This window comes from Pediococcus pentosaceus (genome assembly GCF_001437285.1).
Lineage (GTDB): Bacteria > Bacillota > Bacilli > Lactobacillales > Lactobacillaceae > Pediococcus > Pediococcus pentosaceus.
The window spans coordinates 144,981-167,207 of sequence record NZ_JQBF01000003.1 but is presented as its reverse complement, the minus strand read 5'-3'; the positions used below and the strand labels follow the sequence as shown (position 1 = coordinate 167,207).

The 22,227-nt window shown below is 36.5% G+C and carries 19 protein-coding genes and 1 pseudogene; 4 read left to right on the top strand and 16 right to left on the bottom strand.

Annotation, left to right across the window (positions count from 1 at the left end; translation table 11 throughout):
• The first annotated feature begins 91 nt into the window (after window positions 1-91).
• Window positions 92-1,240, top strand: a complete 1,149-nt coding sequence (locus tag IV86_RS04305) for a baeRF6 domain-containing protein (RefSeq protein WP_002833646.1) — start codon at window positions 92-94, stop codon at window positions 1,238-1,240.
• A gap of 47 nt (window positions 1,241-1,287) precedes the next feature.
• Here IV86_RS04305 and IV86_RS04300 read toward each other — a convergent pair whose 3' ends face one another.
• The 4 genes and pseudogenes from IV86_RS04300 to gnd all read right to left on the bottom strand — a co-directional run bounded on the left by IV86_RS04300 (window position 1,288) and on the right by gnd (window position 5,631).
• Window positions 1,288-1,665, bottom strand: a complete 378-nt coding sequence (locus IV86_RS04300) for a YxeA family protein (RefSeq protein WP_002833396.1) — start codon at window positions 1,663-1,665, stop codon at window positions 1,288-1,290.
• A 65-nt stretch (window positions 1,666-1,730) separates the two neighbouring features.
• Complete coding sequence (locus IV86_RS04295) at window positions 1,731-3,083, bottom strand: gluconate:H+ symporter (protein WP_056979382.1); 1,353 nt, start codon at window positions 3,081-3,083, stop codon at window positions 1,731-1,733.
• Window positions 3,084-3,154: 71 nt separating this feature from the next.
• A pseudogene (gene gntK, locus IV86_RS04290) lies at window positions 3,155-4,717 on the bottom strand (gluconokinase).
• Window positions 4,718-4,731: 14 nt separating this feature from the next.
• Window positions 4,732-5,631, bottom strand: a complete 900-nt coding sequence (gene gnd, locus IV86_RS04285) for a phosphogluconate dehydrogenase (NAD(+)-dependent, decarboxylating) (protein ID WP_002833391.1) — start codon at window positions 5,629-5,631, stop codon at window positions 4,732-4,734.
• A 148-nt stretch (window positions 5,632-5,779) separates the two neighbouring features.
• On the opposite strand from gnd, the gene IV86_RS04280 reads away from it, so the two are divergent.
• Both IV86_RS04280 and IV86_RS04275 read left to right on the top strand, forming a co-directional pair.
• On the top strand, window positions 5,780-6,613 hold the full coding sequence (locus tag IV86_RS04280) for a MurR/RpiR family transcriptional regulator (protein WP_002833390.1): 834 nt from the start codon (window positions 5,780-5,782) through the stop codon (window positions 6,611-6,613).
• A 53-nt stretch (window positions 6,614-6,666) separates the two neighbouring features.
• Window positions 6,667-6,909 carry a YdeI/OmpD-associated family protein gene (locus IV86_RS04275; RefSeq protein ID WP_002833389.1) on the top strand — a complete coding sequence of 81 codons (243 nt, stop codon included), beginning with the start codon at window positions 6,667-6,669 and terminating at the stop codon, window positions 6,907-6,909.
• Between the two features lie 775 nt (window positions 6,910-7,684).
• Here IV86_RS04275 and IV86_RS04270 read toward each other — a convergent pair.
• The 12 genes from IV86_RS04270 to IV86_RS04215 all read right to left on the bottom strand — a co-directional run bounded on the left by IV86_RS04270 (window position 7,685) and on the right by IV86_RS04215 (window position 21,165).
• A complete protein-coding gene (locus IV86_RS04270; protein ID WP_011673635.1) occupies window positions 7,685-8,572 on the bottom strand; it encodes a restriction endonuclease in 888 nt (295 codons plus the stop codon).
• A 143-nt stretch (window positions 8,573-8,715) separates the two neighbouring features.
• A complete protein-coding gene (rlmD, locus tag IV86_RS04265; protein ID WP_029258089.1) occupies window positions 8,716-10,083 on the bottom strand; it encodes a 23S rRNA (uracil(1939)-C(5))-methyltransferase RlmD in 1,368 nt (455 codons plus the stop codon).
• 118 nt (window positions 10,084-10,201) lie between these two features.
• Complete coding sequence (locus IV86_RS04260) at window positions 10,202-11,203, bottom strand: diacylglycerol kinase (protein ID WP_002833385.1); 1,002 nt, start codon at window positions 11,201-11,203, stop codon at window positions 10,202-10,204.
• Between the two features lie 27 nt (window positions 11,204-11,230).
• Window positions 11,231-12,658 (bottom strand): Asp-tRNA(Asn)/Glu-tRNA(Gln) amidotransferase subunit GatB, encoded by a 1,428-nt coding sequence (gatB, locus tag IV86_RS04255; protein ID WP_002833384.1) that lies wholly within the window; start codon window positions 12,656-12,658, stop codon window positions 11,231-11,233.
• Complete coding sequence (gene gatA, locus IV86_RS04250) at window positions 12,658-14,118, bottom strand: Asp-tRNA(Asn)/Glu-tRNA(Gln) amidotransferase subunit GatA (protein ID WP_056979381.1); 1,461 nt, start codon at window positions 14,116-14,118, stop codon at window positions 12,658-12,660. Before gatA ends, gatB begins: the two co-directional genes overlap by 1 nt.
• On the bottom strand, window positions 14,118-14,432 hold the full coding sequence (gene gatC / locus IV86_RS04245; RefSeq protein ID WP_002833381.1) for an Asp-tRNA(Asn)/Glu-tRNA(Gln) amidotransferase subunit GatC: 315 nt from the start codon (window positions 14,430-14,432) through the stop codon (window positions 14,118-14,120). Before gatC ends, gatA begins: the two co-directional genes overlap by 1 nt.
• A gap of 19 nt (window positions 14,433-14,451) precedes the next feature.
• Entirely contained in the window at window positions 14,452-15,609 is a 1,158-nt protein-coding gene (locus IV86_RS04240; RefSeq protein WP_056979380.1) for a CamS family sex pheromone protein, read from the bottom strand.
• A gap of 68 nt (window positions 15,610-15,677) precedes the next feature.
• Window positions 15,678-17,951: a DNA helicase PcrA gene (gene pcrA, locus IV86_RS04235; protein ID WP_011673639.1), complete on the bottom strand. Its 2,274-nt coding sequence runs from the start codon at window positions 17,949-17,951 to the stop codon at window positions 15,678-15,680.
• Window positions 17,952-18,043: 92 nt separating this feature from the next.
• Window positions 18,044-19,183: an ATP-grasp domain-containing protein gene (locus IV86_RS04230; protein ID WP_056979379.1), complete on the bottom strand. Its 1,140-nt coding sequence runs from the start codon at window positions 19,181-19,183 to the stop codon at window positions 18,044-18,046.
• Between the two features lie 38 nt (window positions 19,184-19,221).
• Window positions 19,222-19,794, bottom strand: a complete 573-nt coding sequence (locus IV86_RS04225; protein ID WP_056979378.1) for a xanthine phosphoribosyltransferase — start codon at window positions 19,792-19,794, stop codon at window positions 19,222-19,224.
• A 9-nt stretch (window positions 19,795-19,803) separates the two neighbouring features.
• On the bottom strand, window positions 19,804-20,448 hold the full coding sequence (locus tag IV86_RS04220; RefSeq protein WP_036673025.1) for a glycoside hydrolase family 73 protein: 645 nt from the start codon (window positions 20,446-20,448) through the stop codon (window positions 19,804-19,806).
• Window positions 20,449-20,541: 93 nt separating this feature from the next.
• Entirely contained in the window at window positions 20,542-21,165 is a 624-nt protein-coding gene (locus tag IV86_RS04215) for an ECF transporter S component (RefSeq protein WP_002833374.1), read from the bottom strand.
• Window positions 21,166-21,238: 73 nt separating this feature from the next.
• Here IV86_RS04215 and IV86_RS04210 point away from each other — a divergent pair, with 73 nt between their 5' ends.
• A complete protein-coding gene (locus IV86_RS04210) occupies window positions 21,239-22,186 on the top strand; it encodes a phosphoglycerate dehydrogenase (protein ID WP_056979377.1) in 948 nt (315 codons plus the stop codon).
• Window positions 22,187-22,227: the final 41 nt, after the last annotated feature.

The window sequence follows — 22,227 nt, the reverse complement described above, 5'->3', positions numbered from 1 at the left end:
CTGACTTATCAATTTTAATAAATAGGCATATTTTTTGAATCCGTTTTCAACGGTTGTTAGACTGAAGGTATAATATGAAGGAGGTAATAACATGCAAGATACTCAAAAGTATACTTCTCTAACAGAATTCTTACGCTCCACCCAAAAGGGACCTTTTATTTCTGTTTATATGGATATTGAACCGAATCAGCCCGTTGAAAAGACATCTATTACACTAAAGAATCTCGTTAAACATGCTTTAGAAGTTTTACAAGCCACTTGGGATGTTGATAATGGGGATGATTATCGACAATTAATTGATTCAACCGTTGATAGTTCTTCACTTTGGAATATGGGTAATAATATAAATTCATTTGGGTTAATCACCAACGGAAAAACCATTTTTGTTCAAGAATTAACGGTTGAAACCCATGATATTGCAATGGCTACTGATTTACCATTTATCTTGCCAATGTTACTTGATTACCAAAATCGCTTTGAATTTTATCTATTAGGGATTAGCTACGATAAAATTCGCCTTTACGATTTTACAGATCGTTACTTAAAAGAATTACCGTTACCAGATGATGCACCCAAGACTTTAAAAAAGGCTTTAGGTGACGACATTCGGGGTGGAGAAACTAATTCGGTCTCTGTTGGTAATGGAAAAATCAGTGTTCATGGCCACAATGACACTTCTGCTGAAAAAGAAATCGACCATCGCCGTTACTATCAAATTGTTGATAAGTATATCATTGATAATTTTGGTAATGATCCAGCGAAACCAGTAATTTTAATGGGCCTACCTCAAAATATGACTTTATTCAAAGAAGTTAATAAAACGCCTAATCACTTCAGTGAATTTGAATTAGATCTCAATCCCACTGAACTGGACTACGATCAAAAAATTGAAGATCGGATTGAACGATTCAAACAAGAACGTAATAAAGCCTTGCTTGAACAAGATTTAGATGAGATTGATAAGGCCCGGGGTGCAGCATTAATCTCTGCCGACTTAAATCAAATTATTACGTCAGCAATTCATGGTCAAGTCGATACTATCTATTTGGCCCAGGGGGTTCGGATTGACGGACGTATTTTAGATAATGAAATAGTTGATACAACCAGTTCGCGAGCTATTCACAATAATTTGCTGAGTGACCTAGCCGATCTCACTATTAAAAATAGTGGTAACGTTCGAATTCTTCCCGAAGATAAACTTAATGATAAGGTTATTGCTAAATTACGTTACACAATCTAAATCAAAAAAAGAATTTTCCTTTAGATGGAAAATTCTTTTTTATTGTCTTAATTTAATTTTTCTAACGCTTTTGATGGAACTTCATTCTTATTCACATAATTAGGTCCCTTGTTGATTCTCGTTTTGCTAATCTCAGCCTTGGCATAAGCCCCTGGCTTAAAGGGTTTGACGTTCTCCCCATTTAATTCATACTTCATAGTTTGTTCTTTACCAGATTTGGTCACAAACTTAAATTTATAATTATATGAATAGCTACCAACGATTACTTTGCCTGAATCATCTTTAGTTTGTACCTTAGGCGGAACTTTTTCTGGAATCATAGTGTAAGCTTCAGTACTTTGGTAAGTATCTTGGTAATACCTAAAACCCAAAAAGATTGCTATAAAAACAAATACTATTGCAATAATTGAAAGAGCTCTTTTCATTTAATCCACCTCCCACTTACAGTTTACGGGAAACGTGGTGAGATAGCTATTTTAATGCCTTTAAGTTAAACAATCAAACTTAATAATAACACGCCAATTAATCCAACAATTGAAATGATTGTTTCTAGTACTGTCCATGTTAGTAAGGTTTCTTTAACGGATAAATCAAAGTATTCTTTGAACATCCAGAAGCCTGCATCATTAACGTGACTCGCAGCTAAACTTCCTGCTCCAACTGATAACACCATTAATGAAGGATCAATTCCCGCCCCTTGCATTAAGGGTAATACTAAACCGGCAGCAGTTAGGGAAGCCACCGTTGTGGATCCTAAAGCCACTCGAAGGACTACCGCTATCAACCATCCTAAAATTAGAGGAGAGATACTAGATGATGCAAAGATATTTTTGACCGCATCTCCAACACCACCATCAATTAAAACTTGTTTAAACGCACCTCCACCACCAATTACCAGAAGGAGCATTGCAATTGATTTCACCGCATCTTCTAAAGTAGCCATAATATCTTTACTAGCAATCTTACGGTGATAACCCATCGACCACATTGCAAACAATAATGAAATTAACATAGCTATACTAGGAGAACCGATAAATCCAAAAAAATTGTCAACCGCATTAGGATTTTTAGGTGTAACACCGTCGTGGACAATCAATTCATATATCGTTGTGATAGCCATTAAGATGACTGGGAAAAGAGCAGTTAAAACCGAAATACCGAATCCCGGAGTTTCCTCTAATTTAAATTGTTTTTGAGGCCCTAAAGCTTTTAAATTACCATTTCTTTTAAACGCTTCTGGAAGATATTTTTTAGCAATTTTTGAAAATAATACACCTGCAATATAAACAGTTGGAATTGCAATAATCACTCCGTAAAGTAAAACCTTTCCAGCATTAGCATTCAGGACTGCAGCAATTGCAGTAGGAGCTGGATGTGGTGGTAAAAATCCGTGAGTAACTGATAAGGCTGCTGCCATTGGAATTCCTAAGGAAAGAACTGGAACCCCTGCTTCGATCGCAATTGCGAATACAATTGGTACTAATAACACGATTCCTACTTCAAAGAAAAGTGCAATCCCAATAATAAACGAAGCAACTACAACAGCAATTTGTAAGAAGCGGCGTCCGAATTTATCGATTAAGGTATTAGCAATCCGATAGGCTCCCCCTGCGTCGGCAACCAAGCGACCCAACATAGCTCCAAAGCCAAATACCAACGCTAGTTCACCCAATTGACTCCCAATTCCATTTTGAATCGTGGTGGCAATCTGGCTAGCCGGCATCCCTAAACCTAATCCAACAACCACCGCAGTAATAATCAATGAAACATAAGTATTCATCTTAAATTTTATAATTAAAGTTAACAATAAAATTATTCCAATAACTAAGACCATAATTTCCATAAATAACACGCCCCCATCTAAGTAACCGCTTTCTTTTTGCTATTAAATTAAAAAGACCGTTGATCGTCTCTTTAATCTTCTTCAGCTATTTTTGCATGTTCATTAGGATGATTTCTTTGAAATTTTGCAATACTATCGTATTCTCCAGATAATTCATCTGTTAATCTAATCCAAATTGGTAGCAATTCTCGATAGGAAGCAAAATTCTCTTGATTGGGTTTATGTGTATTTGTTACCCCAACCATATCCTTAACAACGCTCAAATCGTCGACAATTCCCAAACTCTTCATCCCTATCACCACGGCCCCCAGCGCTGAGCTTTCAAAACTTTCTGGAATATTAACATCTTGTTCAAAAATATCAGCTAACATTTGACGCCAAAGTGCGCTCCTAGCAAATCCACCGGTGGCTTGAATTGATTTCGGTTTACCGGCTACTCCTTCAATCATTAGCATTACCATGTAAAGGTTATATACAATGCCTTCCAAAGCTGCTCTAACCATGTGTGCACGAGTATGTTGACGCGTTAATCCGAAGAAACTTCCACGTGCGTTTGCATCCCAAATCGGCGCTCTTTCTCCGCCTAAATATGGGTGAAACAATAGTCCATCTGCGCCAGCTGGAATCTTAGAAGCAATGTCGGTTAAAATTTCATAAGAATTGACTTGCATTTGTTCAGCCGTAATTTTTTCAGGAGAGAATAATTGATCGCGAACCCAGCGAAATACAATTCCACCATTATTGACCGGTCCGCCTACTACCCACTTACCATCATCTAAGTAATATGTGAATAATCGACCCCGTGGATCAACAACTGGCTTATCCACAACCACGCGTACTGCTCCAGAAGTTCCAATTGTTACCGCCAAAACTCCTGGTTCAATTGCATTAACCCCTAGATTACTAAGGGTACCATCACTAGCTCCCATGATGAACGGAGTATCTTCCGGAATCCCAGTCACCTCCGCATACGATTTAGCTAACCCCGTTAATTGATATTCAGGGGAAACTAATTCTGGAAGCTGGTCTCGCGTTACACCCGTAATTTCAAGGGCTTGTTCATCCCAATCCATCGTGAAAATGTTAAATAGTCCAGTCGCGTTAGCAAGAGAGTAGTCCTGAACATACTTTCCATATAATCGAAATAAAACATAATCCTTAATACCAATAAAATGAGTCGCCTTTTTAAAAATTTCTGGTTGTTCATTCTTTAACCAAATCAATTTAACTAATGGTGACATTGGATGAGTGGGTACACCAGTATAGGCGTATAATTATTGGCCAAGTCCATTGTCCTTTAATTCTTCAGCATACTTGCTCGAACGGTTATCTGCCCAAGTTATAACTCTAGTTAATGGATGATTATCTTTATCCATCAAAATCAAACTATGCATCGCACTTGAGAATGATACTCCCTTTAATTCACCATTCTTAACATTTCCCTTACGCATCACTTCAGTTAATCCATTAATAACTGCTTCAAAAATTTCGGCTGGATCTTCCTCGGCCATATCTGGACTATCCTGATATAAAGGATAAGGATTGTTTGCATAGGCAATTGAATTTCCCTTCATATCAAATAAAACTACCTTTGTACTAGTAGTGCCAAGATCAACACCAATCATATAATCCATATTCTGTACCTCAACTATTCTTTATGATCAACTTTATGTCCGCCAAAACCATTTCTTAAGGCAGATACTACTTTTCCTGTCATCGTATCACCTTCTTCAGAACGATAACGCATCATCAACGAACTACTGATTACAGGGGTTGGGACATGTAACCTTATCGCCTCTTCGACCGTCCAAGCACCCTCTCCAGAACTATGCATAACCCCTTTTATTTCATCCAAGTTAGGATCGTTACTAAAGGCTGATTGTGCGAGTTCCATCAACCAACTTCGGACAACCGATCCATGGTTCCATACTTTGGCAACGGCTTCATTATCATAATCAAATTCACTTTTAGAAAGTACTTCAAATCCTTCACCAATCGCTTGCATCATTCCATATTCGATTCCATTGTGGACCATTTTTAAATAATGTCCTGAACCAGCTTGGCCTGTATAAAGATATCCATCTTTTTCAGCAATAGCTTTAAATAATGGTTCAATCTCCTCAAACTTGTCTTTGTCTCCGCCAATCATAAAATTACCTCCATGGCGGGCTCCGGACATCCCTCCAGATGTTCCTACATCGAAGAAATAAATTCCAGCCTTACTAAGTACCTGATTATGATGAAGTGAATCTTGATAATATGTATTTCCTCCATCAATCACAATATCATTTTTACTTAATAAATTACTTAATTGGCCGATAGTGTCGTTAGTGGGAGCTCCGGCTGGTACCATTATCCAAATTATTCGCGGTTGATCAAGTTGTTTAACTAGCTGTTCAATACTATCTACCGTATTTATGTTATGCTTTTCAGCATTCTCTCTAGCTTTGTCAAAGACATCAAAAGCCAATACTTCGATATTATTATCTAACATATTTTCCGCTAAATTGAGTCCCATTTTTCCTAAACCAATCAATCCAATTTTCATGACGTTCCCTCATTTCTTCATATATCTCTTAATTTATATTTATATTGTATGAAAATATGTTACATATTGAAAGCGTTTACAAGAAAATTATTTTCTTGTACAATTTTGATGTTATAATTAAATAAATCACAAACTCGAGGTAATCACGATGGCAAATTTTAATTTAAGACTTCAAGCTTATCAAGCCAATTTTAGCGATAAGGAAAAAGAATTAGCACAATTTTTATTAAAAAATCAGGCCCAAACTACCCAACTTACGATATCTGAACTTAGCCATAGAACTAATATCTCTACTGCAACTATTTCACGCTTTGCCAAAAATCTAGGTTTTGATAATTTTCAAGCTTTAAAACTCTGCATAGCTCAAAATATAGAAACTAATAATCCCTATGTAGAAATCAGCCCTGCCGATTCTCCTAAAACCATGGCTAAGAAGATATTTAAACTGAATGTGGATACTTTAAATGCTACTGAAAATGCTCTAAATGGAAAAGATTTGGATCAGTGTGTAAATCTAATTTTAAACACTAAAAAATTAGGTTTATTTGGCTTAGGTGCTAGCAATATTGTTGCATTAAATGGATTTCATAAGTTTTTACGCACCACTATCGAACCCATCTATGCAAGTGATTTTCATATGCAATTAATGGAAGCAGCCCGCCTCTCAAAAAATGACGTGATGCTGTTAGTATCTCATTCGGGGGAAAATCGGGATGCCCTCGCCCTAGCTGAAGTCGCTAAAGAACGTAATATTCCATTAATATTAATTACTAGTTCTGCTAACTCAACTCTTTCAAAAAAAGCTGATGTTACTCTTGTTTCAGTCGCTGAAGAATCACTTTACCGTCCGGATGCCTTACACGCACTCATTGCTCAAATTAGTATAATGGATACCTTATTTATGATGATTGCTATTAAGACCAAACGAAATATTGCTACCAATATTCGACACGAAATTGATAAAACTAGAAATAGACAATAAAAATTTCAAAATACTGTTATAATGCTTTTATCAAACAAACTGGAGTGATCACTATGCCTCAAAAGCCATTAACAGAATACACAATTGATATCCCAAAGGTTGCTGAACTATTAGAAGATACCGATAGTTTACATACTTTTTTTATTAAACTTACTCCGGGATATCAGCGCGAATGGGCTCGTTTTATTTTTGGAGTTAAATCTGAAGCGACTAAAATCCGTCACATTGAACAGATGAAAGCCGTTTTTGAAGCCGGATTTAAATCAAAACGAGCTTATGATCAGCGCAAAAAATAAGTTTAGAACAAAAATTTTGTACTAAATATAAAAAACTCCAAGAGAACCAGATTGCATCTAGTTTCTTGGAGCTTTTTACTACTTTGTCAATGGTAGCTGTAGTATGGCTTAACACTATTCTCAATAGCGACCGCGACCATCGCGGAGACCTGCTAGTGTAGGCCATGGTTTTACCCATTAATGGCAATATCGACATTGATTTCTTAACTTAAACCTCGAAATGGAATGTGACTATCCATTTTTTGTAGAAAGAATTTTTAAAGAAAAATGTAAATAATTGAATTGTACTCAGTAATTTTTAGCTGTGTGTTTATTTTTCAGGGAAAACTTTGAATAGGTTTAGTTCTGAATCTGTTTTACTAGATTAGAAAACCCAAATTTGTTAGTAGACATTATTCTTCAGCGTGAATTCACATATAGAGTTGTTTAAATTTTACTAATCGACACAAGCATACCTTTTTATTGACCAGAAGCAAGTCTGGAAAGAATTGCATTCTGCTCATACTCACTACAATGTGAGATAACCCCAAATATTAGCTGGCATCTAAAAAATCTAGTTGTTAATATGTTATAGTTTCGGATTTGTCGTCAGGACCAGATAAGATAGGTATTTTTCTTTTTTAAAGAGCCTATAATATTGATTATTTAACGATACACTCACAAAAAATCAGCGTCATCTTTTAAATTTATAGAAAACGCTGGATTGCATTAAAAACTATCTTTACTAAAATTTCTCGATATACCTTACAAGGCTGAATTGTACAAATAACCATTGTTAATCCTTATCCAAATAAAATTCTTTAAGTCGGTATGTAGTTACAGGCTCAACGTAATAATTATATTTAGCAACTAGATCACAAATTTGATCGCCATTAATTAATGTAATAATTCTTGTACCTTGACGAGCAGTTTCAACGGCTTCTCGAGTAAAATCTGAATTAGTAATAAAGATCCCAAATTCGGCATTGAATTTGTCCATAGCACCACGAAATTTATCAATCTCAGGAGCGGACACCTTACTTTGCCAACGTTTAACTTGAAGAGCTACACGAGTAGTTCGATAATCATCCGAACGGACATATCCAAAACCATCTAGGCCTCCATCAGCGACAAACTTTACACCAATTACATCGTCAACATCAATGTCCATTTTCTTTAATAATCCTCGGCAGAAAAGTTCAAATTTCTTAGGATTCATCTTTATTAATGCATTTAGTAATTGCTCTCGCCAAGATTCTTCTCTAGCATCAGGCTCAACCTGTTCACTTTCAACTTCTTCGATAACCGAAATTTTATTCTCTTTTTCCTCAACTAACTGTTTTTCAACAATAGGCCTCACGTACCTTGCTGCATCAAATTCTAGAAAATTAATATTACGACCTTTTTTTGATAACTCTAATTCTCGATTATCTTCTGTTTCGATATAATCTGTCATGATAAGATACTTAATGGCAAAATTCAATGTCCAATTAAAGGGTCTGTACTTGTTGCCCGTTTTTTTTGATACTCTAACTTTATCTACTTCATTATCGGAAATTACATCTGAATTATCTCGTATATCTTGCCGAATATCCTTTCTTGTAACTTGACCTCCTAATCGATGCATTGCCTTTAATACCTCATTCATAGTAATATTCTCGATTTTTATTTGTTGACTAGCCATCACATTGCCCTCCATACTTTCGTTCTGTAATCAATTATAATATTTAATCCGTTTCTTATCATAATTTTAATAAAAAAGCGTACTACTTATTCGAAAATAAGTAGTACGCTTTTTAATCAATGAAATTTAAAATTTATTTTTATCTAAACTCGTTCTAACACCGTAACGCTTTCTACGTGTGGTGTTTGTGGAAATTGGTCCACGGGAACGATTGGTTGATTTACTACATAGCCTTGTTCTCCAAAACGATCAATATCACGCACAAGGGTTGCAGGGTTACAGCTTACATAAACAACCCGTTTTGGCTTCATACCAACAGTTGCATCAATAACACTTTGGTCAAGTCCTTTTCGTGGAGGATCAACAACAACAACGTCCGGTTTCAAGCCATCTTCTTGCCATTTTTGCATTTGTTCTTCGGCTTTACCAACAACAAATTCAGTATTACTTGCGTTATTTTGGAAGGCGTTGATTTTAGCGTCTTGAACAGCTTCCTTAACAATTTCTACGCCGTAAACTTTTTTAGCAGCTTTTGCCATCGCAAGCGAAATTGTACCGATTCCGCTATAAACATCAATCACAGTTTCTTCTCCAGTTAATCCAGCTTTATCGATAGCAAGTTGATAAAGTTTTTCAGTTTGGATAGGGTTAACTTGATAGAAAGAATGAGCTGAAATAATGAAATCCAATCCTAAAAGTTCATCATGAATAACTGATTCACCTGCAAGAACTCGGTCTTCATCTCCCATAATGACGTTAGTTTGTTTGTAATTAATATTTTGAATTACACTAACAACTCCATCAATAGCAGCAATTGCTTCTGTAATTTCTGCTAGATGAGGAACATCTTTAGTACGCGTAATCAAAACTACCATGATCTGTCCTGAACGACGTCCACGACGGACCATAATATTTCGAATAATCCCCTTATTTTCGGCTTCACGATATGGATCAATATAAAATTCGCGTAAAATATCGCGTACTTCAACGATTACCTTATCAATTACTGGATCTTGAATATAAAAATCTTCGATAGGAACTAAATCATGGCTGTTTCGCTTGAAAAAGCCAGTTTGAAGTTTTCCTTTAATTTTACGTACTGGAATTTGAGCCTTGTTACGATAACCGGTTGGATTTTCCATTCCAACTGTATCAGCCACTTCTAAATCTTCTAAATGTGACTTTTTCAATAAGTTTTTAATTTGATTTTGTTTGAATTTTAGTTGTGCATCATACGTGATGTGTTGTAATGGCGCAATTCCAGTTTGGGTATAAGCGGCATCATTACTTTCTACACGATCTGGACTTTCTTCTAGGACCTTTTCTACACGTCCAAAAGCAAAATTCTTTTGAACCTTAATAATCTTAGTTTCAATCTTTTCACCAGGAATACTATCAGCGATAAAAATTGGAAAATGTTCAATCTTAGCAACTCCCATGCCTTGATATGTTAAATCTTCAATTTCTACCGTATATACTAAATTTTTTTCAACAGGTGCTGTACTCTTCATTTATTTCCCCTATCTATTTACTGATAAAAACAGGCTGGCACATTAATACCAGCCTGCTTTATTCTCGTGTGCTACTCAAGAACTGTAACGCATTTCAGCGTATTTCTCAAGCTTTTCTTTAATCTATTTTGTTATCATCTGGAAGATTTTGAACTTCTTCGACAAATTGTTGTTCCACTTGTCGATATTCGTCATCTTCTTTAATCAAATTAACTGGTACATCATCTAAGTTAGTGAACATTTCAATATGGCGTTTTAAATTTTTAAATACCATAGGAGCATCTCCACCATACTCCCCATCCAAATTAACCATAACACGATCGTTTACTGGACGGACCGTAACTTTTCGTGCTTTCCGATAGATGATCCGCGAATCATTGACATGTTTTCCATTTAAGGCTTTAACCATTAAATGGAGTAAGTTAGGCAAATTACCTGATTTTACAATAATCATTGTAAATTTCCCATCATCCAGAGAGGCATCCGGTACAATTTGTTCAAACCCACCAATTGAATTCGTTAACGCGAGGAAAAACATGGAAGCTTTACCATGATATCGTTCTCCATCATATTCGATGTCCATTTCAACCGGTTTTACCCGTGGTAGTAATTCTGCCCCCTTAACAATATATGCAAGATAGCCAAAAATACTTTTGAGGTTTGAAGGCACATCATAAGTTAATTCCGTTAATAAACCACCGGCCGCAATATTAATGAAATAATTTTCGCCAGCTTTACCAATATCCATCTTTAGTCGTTGATTTTGCAAAATAACTTTGGCAGCACCCACTGGATCTTCGCGAGGAATTCGTAAAGCCCGCGCATAATCATTGGTCGTTCCAGTTGGGATAATCGCCATTTTAGGACGTCTAAGTAACGGTGCAATTCCATTTACTACTTCATTAATCGTTCCGTCTCCGCCAGCTGCAACCACTAAATCAAATCCATCTTTTGCAGCTCGGCGAGCCTCGTTTTTGGCAGAATCGGGTTCAGGTGTAGTAGCAAAAGCACTTGTCTCATATCCTGCTTTCTCAATTACCGCAAGAATTTCAACTAAGTGTTGTTTAATCATTTCACGTCCTGAAGTTGGGTTATATATAATTCGCGCACGTTTCCGCATCGTACGTCATCCTCCGATTCTATTCCTCTAACGAGAATTAAGTTCTTGCATTAGGATTTTGTTAACTACTTTAGGGTTAGCTTGTCCTTTAGTTTGTTTCATAATTTGTCCCACTAAGAAGCCCACTGCTCGATCTTTACCATTCTTAAAGTCAGCAACAGATTGTTCATTATTATCAACGATTTCTACAATCATTGGCTTCAAAACAGCTGGGTCTGATAGTTGAACCAGTCCCTTAGCTTTAACCCAACTTGTAGGTTCTTCACCTTGGGTGATAGCTTTAAAGACCTTCTTAGCCATCTTAGAAGAAATCGTTTCATCAGTAATCATTTTAACCATGCTGGCCAAGTGTCCAGGAGTTAATTTGGTTTCTTGAAGATCGACTTTTTGGTCATTTAAGTAGGCATTAACATCCCCCATCAAATAGTTGGCCGTTAATTTAGGATCAGCTCCTTGAGCAACAGTAGCTTCAAAGAAATCTGACATTTCCTTAGTTTGAGTTAAGACCATCGCATCGTAATCTGTCAAACCAAGTTCTTCAACGTAACGAGCGCGTCGCTTACCAGGCATTTCTGGCATCTTATCTTCAACGTCTTTGATCCATTCATCATCAATGGTAATGCTTGGAAGATCCGGTTCTGGGAAATAACGATAATCTTCTGCCCCTTCTTTGACACGCATCAAAATAGTTTGCCCCGTAGTTTCATCATAACGACGCGTTTCAGGACGAACTTGTCCACCAGCTAACAGAATTTTTTGTTGACGTTTTTCTTCAAAAGCAAGTCCCTTACGGACAAAGTTAAAGGAATTAATATTCTTCAATTCAGCTTTTGTACCAAATTTTTCAGAACCCAGTGGTCTAATAGAAATATTAACGTCGACTCGCATGGATCCTTCTTCCATCTTAACATCTGAAATACCAGTAAATTGAATTCGTTGACGCAACGCTTCAAGATATGCATAAGCTTCATCTGGTGATTCGATATCTGGTTTAGAAACAATTTCAATTAACGGAGTACCCTGACGATTCAAATCAACATAAGAGTATCCATTGGGATTATGACTATTTTTACCGGCATCTTCTTCAATATGCATCTCGGCAATACCGACTTTTTTCTTTTTACCTTCTACTTCGATTTCAATCCAACCATCCGTACCAATTGGAGTATCCGCTTGGGTAACTTGATAAGCCTTAGGATTATCAGGATAAAAATAATTTTTACGATCGAAATGTTGGGTTCTAGTAATATTAGCATGTAAAGCTTTGGCAGCCATCATCCCTGCCTCAACCACACCCTTGTTAGTTTGAGGTAATACTCCCGGGTATCCCCAGTCAATTACGTTCGTATTAGCATTAGGTTGGTCACCAAATTCAACGGGTGAAGGACTAAAAATTTTCGAGTTTGTTTTTAATTCAATGTGGACTTCAAGTCCAATAGTTGTTTTAAAATTCATTATTTGTCCTCCATTTCAGGGTGCTTTGAATGTACCTCGGTCGCAGCTTCAAAAGCTGCCCCAGCTTGATACATCGTTTCTTCATCAAACGGTTTAGCAATAATTTGTAATCCGACTGGCATATTATCACTAAATCCAGCAGGAACTGACATTGCTGGTAAACCTGCTAAGTTAACTGGGATTGTTAGAACATCATTCATATACATTGTAGTTGGATCATCAACTTCAGCGCCTATAGCGTAGGCTGGTGTTGGAGCTGTTGGTCCAATAATCAAATCATAATCTTCAAAGATTTTATTGAAATCATTAATAATTAAAGTACGAACTTGGGCTGCCTTCTTAAAGTATGCATCATATGTACCAGCCGATAACGAATAAGTCCCTAACATGATACGACGCTTTACTTCATCTCCGAAACCTTCGGAACGTGATTTAACATATACATCTTCAAGATTTTTGACATTTTGAGCTCGATGACCATATCTAATACCATCGAAGCGTTGTAAGTTAGATGAAGCTTCTGAAGAACCGATAATATAATAAGCTGCTACACCGTACTTACTCCGTGGGAGCGAAATTTCTTCAATCGTTGCTCCCAAATTAGTTAATGTTTCAACTGCCTGACGTACGACTTTTTTAACGTCTTCATTGATTCCATCGCCTAGATATTCCTTAGGCAAACCAATCTTCATCCCCTTAATATCTTTACCAATCTTAGATGTGAAGTCTGGTACCTTTTTGTCAGAACTAGTTAAATCGCGCTCATCCATTCCAGCAATAATATTCAATAAAGCTGCATTATCCTTAACCGTACGCGTCATGGGTCCAATTTGATCTAAACTTGATCCAAAAGCAATCAAACCATAACGTGAGATACGTCCATAAGTTGGTTTTATCCCAACAATTCCAGTGTATGAGGCTGGTTGACGAATTGAGCCACCCGTGTCTGAACCAAGAGCAGCAATTGAATTTCCAGCTGAAACTGTTGTAGCAGAACCACCTGATGACCCACCAGGAACCTTAGTATGATCCCATGGATTACGCGTATCACCAAAGTATGAAGTTTCAGTTGATCCACCCATGGCAAATTCATCCATATTTGTCTTACCAATAATAATTACATCATTAGCTTGTAAACGTTCAATAACAGTTGCATTGTAGATGGGTATAAAGTTACTGAGCATCTTAGATGCAGCAGTAGTTTTGATTCCTTTGGTTACAATATTGTCTTTGACAGCAATCGGGATTCCGGCCCAAATATTATCAGGGTTAATTCCCTTTTCATCGATAGCACGGGCTTGAGCTAAAGCTCCCTCGCGATTAATGGTCACAAAATCATTTAAAACTTTTTGGTCGGCTTCAATTTGATCCAATGTTTCTGAAACTAATTCAGTTACTGTTAATTCTTTATCAACTAACTTTTGGTGAAGCTCTGTTACTGTTATATCAAAAAACTTCATTATGCTTCCCCACTTTCATCAAGAATTGCTGGTACACGGATAAATCCGTTTTCTGTTTCAGGGGCATTAGCTAATAATGCTTCCTTATCATTCGAACGAACAGCTACATCTTCACGCATTCGATTTAATTGATCAGTAACATTAAAAGTAGGTTCGACATTGGTTGTGTCAACCTCATTTAAAGTATCCACTAAATCGATAATATCTTCGATTTGATCCGTAAATTTTTCAAGTTGTTCGTCATTAAATTTTAGTTTAGCTAACGTAGCAACATGTTCTACATCTTTTTTAGTAATGTTATTTTCAGTTGTCATTGATTTCTCCTTCTAAGATTTAATAACTTGAAAAGACATGAGAACTAAACGTCTTTTCTTTAGCTGAGCGCGATAGGAAACTCTGGACTTCATCAGTAGATTTAATTGTTATATCAATATTAACTCCACTAGGAAGATACTTTTCAGCCTGAGTTGAAACAAATTGAGTAAAACTGTTAATCTCAGTCTCACTATAGAATTGAGTCGTGATTGATACACTCATACCTTCCATCGATTTACCGTCGTATCTTGCTTTTGCAGTAATCCCACTTAAATTAGGGAAGAAGCTTTCTACTTGCGTCTTAAAGTTATCAAACGCACTAGAATCATTGCTATTAGGTGAGGTTTCCGTATCACTAATTGGATAAACAACATTCTTGTAGTCTAAGTCTTTCCATTTTGCAAGCTTTTCACCGGAATTGTTAGAATAACGCATAAACGTTCCACCAACTAGGCTATCATTGGAAGCTTGTTTATAGACTGCAATCACAATTGGAACATTTTTAAATTCAGATTTCTTGCGAAGTCGTTCTAGCATTTTTTGAGCAATTTCTTGACTCTTAGCCTTAATCTCGGCATCTGAGATTTTAGTCTCATATTGAGCGCCGTATTGTTCTTTTTGATAATAATCAACCGAATTCATCGCTAATCCAATTGTAACCCCTTTGAGTTTCAAAGAAGTTCCTGATTTTTCCATATAATCCTGTTCTTCAAGAGCCTGGAGATAAATTGGGTTTCGTTTGTCTGGGTCTTTTGAACCATTATCCTTAGGGTTCAGCCCTTCCGGATTGCTCTTAGATTCCCGATCAAGCCAATTTTGAACAGTATCTGAACTCAGATATTGACCTTCTTGGAAAACATATTGAGAGGTTGGAAAAATCTTTTTGGAAATGTCTTGTAATCCACTCTCGAAACTCTTGGTGTTATTAACATTACCATTTTGATCGGCAGTTAATCCCCGTGACTTGCTTGTCACGTATTTTCCATTTTTAATCACCCCAGCATACGAGCCTGAAGCTGATCCTGTTGTTTGGTAATTATTTTTTTTGTTCTTTTTTCCGGTCACATTATTGGTAGAAGATTGCATTGATGAATTATCTAAACTTCCACAGGCAGTCAGTCCCACGCCCATAACTAATGTGGCAACTAATAAACTCAATTTTTTAGTTACATTCATAGAAAAGTTTCCTCAATCTTTCATTTATCCCTAATTATACCGCTAACCTAAACCCTGTATAAAATTCTTTATTCAACAACCCGTTTAATTGGTGCAAAAGCGGCCAATAACCGCTTAATTCCTTGATCTTTAAAGGCGATATCCAATTCGGCATCTTCTCCAGCGCCAGACACCTTCACTACGGTACCAATACCCCAAGCTTTATGTTCGACTTTATCCCCAGCATTCCAGCTAACTTTACCAGCTCCGCTACCATTAGATTTAACCGCCGTAGCATGGGTATTACCATAAACACTAGCTGTTGCGCGTGCATTTCGGTTATTGTCAAACGGATATGATTTTTCTTTAGTATTTCTTGAAAAACTCTTTTCTTCATTTTCACTCTTCAAATATTGTGATCCAATTTCTGAAATGAACCGTGAAGCTGGATTAGTTTGTGTCCTACCATAAAGCATTCTAGAATAAGCATTCGTAATATACAACTTTTGACGTGCTCGGGTGATTCCAACATAGGCTAATCGTCGTTCTTCTTCTAATTGTTCTTGATCCATCATTGCTCTAGAAAGTGGGAAAATTCCATCTTCCATCCCAACTAAAAATACGATTGGAAATTCAAGACCCTTAGCCGCATGCAGGGTCATGAGGGTTACTCCTGATGGCTCTTCTTCCACATTATCTTGATCAGAAACCAAGGCCAGATCCGCTAAGAAATCTACTAATTGAATGTTATCACCATTTTCGTCAGCAATTTCATTTCCCTCAGCTTCATTCTTATCGTCAAATTGCTTAGTAACTGTTAAAAATTCGTCAATATTTTCAAGGCGTGCTTCTGATTCCATCGTTCTAGATTTTTCTAAAGCAGCTCGATAACCAGTTTGTTCCAAGACTGCTTCTGTTAATTCTGTGATATTTAAAAATTCACCTGATTTACGTAGAGCGTCAATCATCTTAGCGAAATCTTCAATTGCATTGCGAGCTCGACTAGAAATTCCATTTGCAATCTGAACACTACGAGCCGCTTTCAATAAGGACCAATTATTTTCATCCGCGAAAGCTTGTAATTTAGCAATAGAAGTCGAACCAATCCCACGTTTAGGTTCATTGATCACTCGTTCAAAACTCATCGAATCGTCTTCGTTAGCAATCAAAGTAAGGTAACTCAGTACATCTCTAATTTCCTTACGATCGTAGAATTTATGTCCCCCGACCATTAAATAAGGGATGTTGGATTTAACAAACGTATCTTCAATTACTCGTGACTGTGCATTCGTCCGGTAAAGAATGGCAAAATCTCCGTAATTTAAATTATGCTCTTTAATTTGCTCACGAATTTTTTGAACGATGAAATGGGCTTCATCAATCCCCGTCTGGCCACGATAATATGAAATTTTTTCACCTTCATCATTATCAGTCCAAAGTTGTTTAGGTTTACGTTCTACATTATTTTCAATCACATCATTAGCAGCATTTAAAATATTTTGGGTTGAACGATAGTTTTGTTCCAACATTACAGTCTTTGAATCTGGATAATCTGATTCAAAGTTCATGATGTTTTGCATATCGGCGCCCCGCCAACCATAAATACTTTGATCAGAATCACCAACTACACAGATATTTCTAAAATGTTTAGCTAGCATCGTTACTAATTGATATTGAGCCTGATTAGTATCCTGATATTCATCCACATGAATATAATGAAATTTATTTTGATAAAATGATAAGGTTTCAGGATTCTTTTGGAAAAGTTCGATGGTTTTCATAATCAAATCATCAAAATCTAAAGCCTGATTGTTCTCTAAGCGACGCTGATATTCTTCATAGATATCTGCGACTACCTGTTCATATGGAGTACTTGCATTCTCACGATAAGTGAGTGGCGTTTTTAAATCATTTTTAGCATTGGAAATCGTTCCTAAAACTGAACGTGGATCAAACTTTTTAGGATCATAATTTAAATCGGCTAAAATATGTTTGACTAGGGTTCTTTGTTCGCTAGGATCGGCAATCGAAAATGCTCGATTATATCCAAGTTGATCAATATTTCTTCTTAAAATTCTTACGCAAAGAGCATGGAACGTTGATACCCAAATTTCAGCAGCTTCATCACCCAGCAAACTAGTAACTCGCTCACGCATCTCTCTAGCAGCCTTATTAGTGAAGGTAATTGCCAAAACATTCCACGGATTAACACCTTTTTCTTCTATTAGATATGCAACGCGGTGCGTCAAAACTCGGGTCTTACCACTACCGGCGCCGGCCATAATCAATAACGGTCCTTCAGTTGTCTGAACCGCTTCTTTTTGCATATCATTAAGGCCTTTTATTAAATTAATTTCTGGCAATTTGTTCAATCCTCTCTATCTACGTAACTAAAAAATAACCACAAACCATTATATCAAAAAAAGCCGGTTTATTTACCGACTTTAACAGAGTTTTACCAAATATCAGTGTTATCAATTTGTTCTTGAATTTGTTTGACATCATCACCATCTGCCAAGATATATCCGATATGCTGTTTAGCATCTGCGTCATCTACTTGCGGATAGAAGTGGAAATGCCAATTTGATTTAATTAACCACTGTGTTTTGATTTTCTTCATTTGTTCATCCGTAATGTTTAACATGATGGTTGGTACTTGGAGCCGGATGTCACTAATCATCATTCCACTCAAGGCCCGGAGCATTTCTTCATAGACCGTGGTGTTTGACGCTAGATTAAATACGTTTTGTTCATCACGAATTCCAGGTATTAATTGTTCAAAATAGATGTCCTCACCATCAACATAGAAGACGATTGAAAATACACCTACGTACTCTACTAAACCAGCAATTTTAGTTGCTGCTTCTAATACTGAATTTTGAACTTTTGAATCTAAATCAACTGGAACTTTAGTTTCTTTTAGAAAATGGTTTTCGTAAACATTCTCGACCATTGGGAACATTTTTTGCCGATTATTTTGATCTTTAACAATACTTACTGCGATCTCTTTTCCACCGGTCATAACTGGTTGAAGCATATAAGTTCCACGTTCTAATAGTACGCTGGCCTTTGGAATATCTATCTCACTCTTAAGAATTAACTCTTTTTCAGTCATAGCATCCTTTAAGATTGGACGAAGAATAGCCGGATATCCAATTTCATTAATTGACTCATATAAATCGTCTAAATCTACAACTGTAACATAGGGCGTTCCCTTAATCCCTGTTTGTTCTAGAGTTGCTCGTTCTAGGATTCGATCTTGATTTAATTCAAGTAATTTAACTCCTTGTGGAATTGAAACAAATTGTTGTAAATATTGAATTGTTTTAATATCAATTAGTTCTGATTCGTATAGAACAATTTTACAACGTTCTGCAAAGCGTTGTAATTTTTCCCCATCATGAATACTACCGACAAAACTAATGTCCGCATATTGATTCACGCCATTTTTCTCAGAAGTAACGTATGTAGCAACCTTAAAACCCATTGACTTTGCAGTAGCAACGAGTTGTACACTTGAACGTCCTTCTCCAATAATACCAATTATGTCCCCTGGATAAATAATTTTTCTAGAGGTAATTACTTCACTCTCCACTTAAATCATCCCGCCTGTTCATCAATCTTCTTACTTATTTATTCAAATTCAACTTGACCATCATCCGTTAGCGCCTTAATTCTTGCTAAAGATTCTAACTGAATGTCGCGGTCTTTAATAATTTGGCTTCCCTTTTGGAAAGTCTTTTCAATCACAATTCCGACTCCCACTACATCGATATTAGCTGCATCCGCAATATCAAGCAATCCAGAAATCGCTTGGCCATTAGCCAAAAAATCATCAATAATCAAAACTCGATCTTCTTCATCAATAAACCGTTTTGAAATAGAAATTTGATTACTAGTTTGCTTTGTATATGAGTAAACTGACGCTGTGTATAAATCATCAGTAAGGGTCAAGCTCTTATGCTTTCTAGCGAAAACAACTGGCACATCCATTGCTAAGCCAGTCATTACAGCAGGGGCAATTCCTGAAGATTCAACCGTTAAAATCTTTGTTACGTTCTGTTTTTTAAATAAACGTCCAAATTCTTTGCCAATTTCAAACATCAATTGAGCATCCACCTGGTGATTTAAAAAACCATCTACCTTTAAAACGTTGTTTGGTAATACGATTCCTTCGGACTTAATCTTATCTTCAAGTAACTTCATAATATCCCCCTATTTATCATAGTTATTTAAACCATATTTTTGAATTAAATTAATTAATTTACTAGGATAATCCGGATCAGTTGCATATTGGGCATCATACAGTGCTTGCGCAGCTTGTTTATAATCTGCCGCATTGATGACCGCTTGGTACTGTTGCGAATTCCAATTTGTTCCGTTAACCAAAAGAAGTGAATGATCTCGCATTGACTCTTGCCATGAAGAATAAACCCTAAATCGAGCTGAAACAGTTACCCATCTACCATTTACGAATTCCTGCGTCTTAAAATACCTACTATTAGAATCGGAATCACCTTTAATTCCATAGTAGTTATTAAACTTTTTAGATAGGGTACTCTGTCCCCAATCCGACTCTAAAATTGCTTGAGCCATTGTAATGCTAGGTAATATGCCATATTGCCGCTGCATTTGTTGGGCATACGGTCCAATTGTTTTAATAAATTGCTGATGTTGAGCATCATTAGATGCTTCCGTAGCCACACTATCGTCCACGACATTATGCTGAGTGACATATAACTTCATGCTAACTGCTACAATCAGGCATAATGCTAACAAAACACCGATCAAGTTAGAAACGTGTAACTGACCTCGATTATAAAAAGAACTAGATTTTCGTCTTCTTTTTCTCTTCGCCACTCGCAATCCAGACCCTTCATTTTGGTGTACGTATTCAGTTTAACTGAACCATCAAAAAAATCATAGTCCTGTGACAACTAATCAAGTTAAAAATTAATTTTTTCTTTCATATTGTCTGAATCTTTCTTGTCCCACTTTAGTATATTTTAACAGCGGAATTGAAATTAGCGGTGCAATCACACCTGCTGCAATGGCCTCAGGTATTCCATGAACCCCCGCCACAGACAATAAATATGGCATCAAATCTTGAATATTGAGAGCTGCATAAATTCCAGAACCATCGTGAAAAAAGATGTAAATCATACTTAAAACTAAACTAGTATTAACCAAAGAGCCAATGATCGACCCGACAATCAAAGTAATCTGTTGTTTAATATTAATTCTTATCATCCAGTTGACTACCAAACCTGTTACTAAACCGATTAAAATGCGAGGTACAATTGATACCATGGGGTTAGCCATCACGATGTTACTAAAAGGACTCGCTGTTAAAGTAAGTGCCTTTATCCAATCAACGATCCCCCAAATTCCACCAACTATCGCACCATCTACCGGTCCTAGAACAATCGCCGCAATAACAACCGTGATGTGAATTGTAGTTACTACAAATATTCCTACGGGGATATATCCTAATAGTGGGACATAATTTTGAATAATAATAATCGCTGCAAATAACGCAAGTATACTAATCTTCCCAGCGTTGGTTTTTCTTGTCATTGTTAAAGCTCCTTACTGTAAAAAGTATTCTATATATTATATCATTGAGGCGATTAATCAAAGGAGGATTAAGATGAAAATTTATATATCCGACCAAATTCCTAAACAAATTAGGACTAATTTACCCAAAGACAATGTGACATACCTTAATAGTTCGTCTATTACTAAGGCAGACTTAAAAGAAATCCAAGTTGCTTGGGGCTATGACCATCATGTGCAATCTCTATTAGATACTCCTCACCATCAGTTAAAATGGATTCAATCTTTTAGTGCTGGAATTGATTATTTTCCTAAACAACAACTTACAGATCAAAAAATTACTTTAACCAATACTAGCGGTGTCCACAGCGAAGCCATTGCCAATACGGTTCTTTTATATGCCTTATACTTCATGCGCGATATGAATTTAGCTCTTAACATGCGTCGCCAAAAGCAATGGGATGGTAGTCGCCATTATGAGGAACTAACCCTACTCTCAAATAAAAAATGGTTAATTTTCGATACTGGTCACATTGGACAAGAAATTGCTCGAGAAGCTAAAGCTTTAGGTGGTTATACTACCGGTGTTAACCATTCTGGTCATGCAGCTACTAATTTTGATGATACCGTAGCAGATAACGCTTATTCAAATATCATTCAAGATGCTGATATTATTGTCAACATTCTCCCCTTAACTCCAGAAACTACTCATATGTTTGACCATCAATTCTTTAATCAATTAGAGCATTTATATCTATTTATTAATGTCGGTCGAGGACCATCAGTCGATACTTCTGCCTTAATGCAAGCTCTTGATGATGGTCGCGTTAAACATGCCGCATTAGATGTTTTCGAAGAAGAACCACTTGCTTCAGATAGCCCACTATGGGATTATCCACAAGTTTTAATTACACCACATAATTCAGCGGTAAGCTCTGAGATGCTGCCAGGTGTTCAGGATGTGTTTGTCCACAACTTACAAACCTTTCTAAAAGATGGGCATCCTGATACAAATATTGTTGATTTAACTCGTGGTTACTAAAAAAACTTGGTACATAGTAATTTTAATAGACTCCCTAGAGT